General features: G+C 56.5%; 2 protein-coding genes. Both read left to right on the top strand.

Annotation, left to right across the window (positions count from 1 at the left end):
• Positions 1 to 385: 385 nt before the first annotated feature.
• Positions 386 to 1,099: a hypothetical protein gene (locus tag ACILSL_RS27530; RefSeq protein WP_395735274.1), complete on the top strand. Its 714-nt coding sequence runs from the start codon at positions 386 to 388 to the stop codon at positions 1,097 to 1,099.
• A gap of 491 nt (positions 1,100 to 1,590) precedes the next feature.
• Positions 1,591 to 2,568: a hypothetical protein gene (locus ACILSL_RS27525; protein ID WP_395735273.1), complete on the top strand. Its 978-nt coding sequence runs from the start codon at positions 1,591 to 1,593 to the stop codon at positions 2,566 to 2,568.
• The last annotated feature ends 126 nt before the right edge of the window (positions 2,569 to 2,694 follow it).

The raw sequence follows: 2,694 nt of genomic DNA, 5'->3' as shown, positions 1-2,694 counted from the left end.
GTTCAAATCCGCTGCGCACGACCTTCCACGGCGTGTTCAATCCCAAAGCCATTGCAAACAAGTCGTTCTGGTCCATCCCCCAACTTGCAATCTCCTCCACTGCCGCGCCACCCGTTACCCATTCAATTCAGCGACGTGGCCAAAAAGTCCCTCCAAATGGAAATCTCTCCAATTAGACAGGCAAACCTGGTTTTGGATCGGCTATGATTATGCAAATGCTCGCCAAAGAGGCTGGTCCCCTCATAGACACACGCCTGAAACCAGGCCTGGGAACTATTGGTGGATGACTCCACCGCCAGCCTCTCATCCAGCAAGGCCGCAGGAACGTCGCCGGTTTTAAACTAAGGTTTGACCCTTCCGTCACTCTCAAACTAAGGTTCCAAGCATGATTCAATTGAATGCCAGTTTTTTTTCCAGCCGGTTCTTCAAATCAAGCCTGTGGCTGATGCTTGGCTTGCTCCTTGGCTTTTCGGTGGATTATTCCAATGGGCGCATGTTTGGCATGGGCATCTCCTTTGATTTAACCGGCCCTCAAAAATACCTGGTGCTTGCTGTTTCGTTCAGTGCCTGCCTTTTTTTCAATCGAAAAAAGAAGAGAAAGTCATTTCACGACGGCATGTTTTTTCGTCATGACGTCAAAGCCCTGGCATCGCTGCTGATCATGGGATTTTTTTCGTACTGCCTCCTCCTGCCGTCCACGGTTCGTAACACCGTCTTTGGATGGGGGATGACAGACTTTTTAAGCGTGCACCCAACGGAGGCGGACATCCTTAAAAAAACACTGATCGAGAAAAAACCTGATCCGGCGGAAGCTCTGCCAAACGCCAATGCGACACCGCTCCACCTGCCTGGAGCCAGGTGGCAATCTCAAATCGATTTCCAGAGAGTGGCCTACGCCACACATTGCAAGGCACTTGTCATCGACAGCCGTGTGCATGGTCGAAACAAACAAACCATCGCTGTTCATTTGGATGGCCCGGATGTGGCCACCACACAAAAAGTACTCGCAGAGGACATCTGGAAATGGGATGACCGTCCTTTGTTCAGCACCAGGACGCATGGGCTGATTCTAGAATGGCAGGATATAACTTATCCATAGGCTGACAGGCGCCGAGGTCAGCCATCAAAAGATTTTCAAGAAAAGATGCCAGGCATGAACGGCACTCGGTTAAGCCCCATTATGGTTGAAAATGAGATGTTTGAGACTCGCCCACTTCAGAAGACTGGATACTGGGCAAGTCACCAGTAAAAGTCCCGTCTATCGCTCCCCAAGGTCCAACGCAGTCCATTTCACGAGGGAAGCCCTTAACCGAGTGCTATTCCTGCCTGGCATTTTCCCCGGCTCTTTTTTGCGAAGACGGCGCGCAGGAACCGCGAAATCGTGGGAGCACGCTGTCGCCGCACGCTTCCCTTCCCCTGAATCGCATCACCGCCACCCTGCATGCCCCAGGAGAGGGATCATCCTGATCCCTCAGCGCTCCGCCACCCCGCGCCATCCAAAGCCGCCGCATAAGCCCACTTTATCATCGTTCATACCGTATCGTGGTATTACCTCCTTGCATTCCCAAATCACGGCCCAAGACTTCCCCCATGGCCTTCATTTTCTCCACCTCCCACCTTCCTGAAACACGAGTCCGCCGCCCTGATCAGCTCGAAGAAGAGGAGGACGAGGACGTCATGCAGCAGCCACCGCCCCGCGTCGGCGGCGTCCGCGCCTTCAGCCATCTGCCCCAGCCCGTGCGTGCCCAGGCAGACTCCTCAGGCCCGCTCTCCACACGCCCGGCCACACCTGTCGGCAGCCCACGCCCCTATGTCGATCCCGAGGCAGACTTCGGGACTGATGGAGATCGCGACACAGATCACGCCCCAGGTCCGGACTCCGACCACGAAGACAATGACGCACCCCGCGCCCATGATGCATACGCGCACGACACTCCCTGGCACCAGCCCCGCATCACCGCCCAGGACCGGCCTCCGCAGGTCCGTGATGAGGATGAGACCGGCTCCCAACTGAACCGCCCCGTCCGCGACTCCAGCTTCGACGACGCGCATTCAGCTGAACGCAGCACATCCACCACCCGCGACAACAGCTTCTCCCCCTCTCCGCAAAAACTCCGCGATGACTTCCACTCTCCCACCAGAGAAGCCACCGCTCAAGACAGCACCCTCGCCCTGCCCCGAGGCCGCATCTTTGAAAAACGCCAGCCTCCCGGCTACCGAGGTCAGGGCACGGGCCTGTTCCAAAATCCGGCTGACAAGGCTGATTACCATGACTTGGTATATCACCCCAGAAGCAGCCCCGAGGATGAGGAAAATCAGCGCAGCGGCTTCTTCCAGAATGTGGCCGACACCCGCGACACACGGCAGGCTCCATCAAGCGCCAAAGCACCGCAAACAATCTCACAAAGCAGCAAGACGGGGGAGCAAGCCCCCACCTCCAAACCCGCGCAAAGCACCGTCCCACAGCGTCCCCCACCCGCTGGGCAGCCCCGGGATCTGCCTCTGACCACTGAAGACCTGGAGGAACTCTACACCAAAGAAGGAGAGGAAAGAAAGCCACGTCGCTGAATTGAATGGGTAACGGGTGGCGCGGCAGTGGAGGAGATTGCAAGTTGGGGGATGGACCAGAACGACTTGTTTGCAATGGCTTTGGGATTGAACACGCCGTGGAAGGTCGTGCGCAGCGGATTTGAA

The organism is Prosthecobacter sp. (genome assembly GCF_044222345.1).
Classification (GTDB): domain Bacteria; phylum Verrucomicrobiota; class Verrucomicrobiia; order Verrucomicrobiales; family Verrucomicrobiaceae; genus Prosthecobacter.
This window is presented reverse-complemented; position numbering and strand designations above follow the sequence as displayed.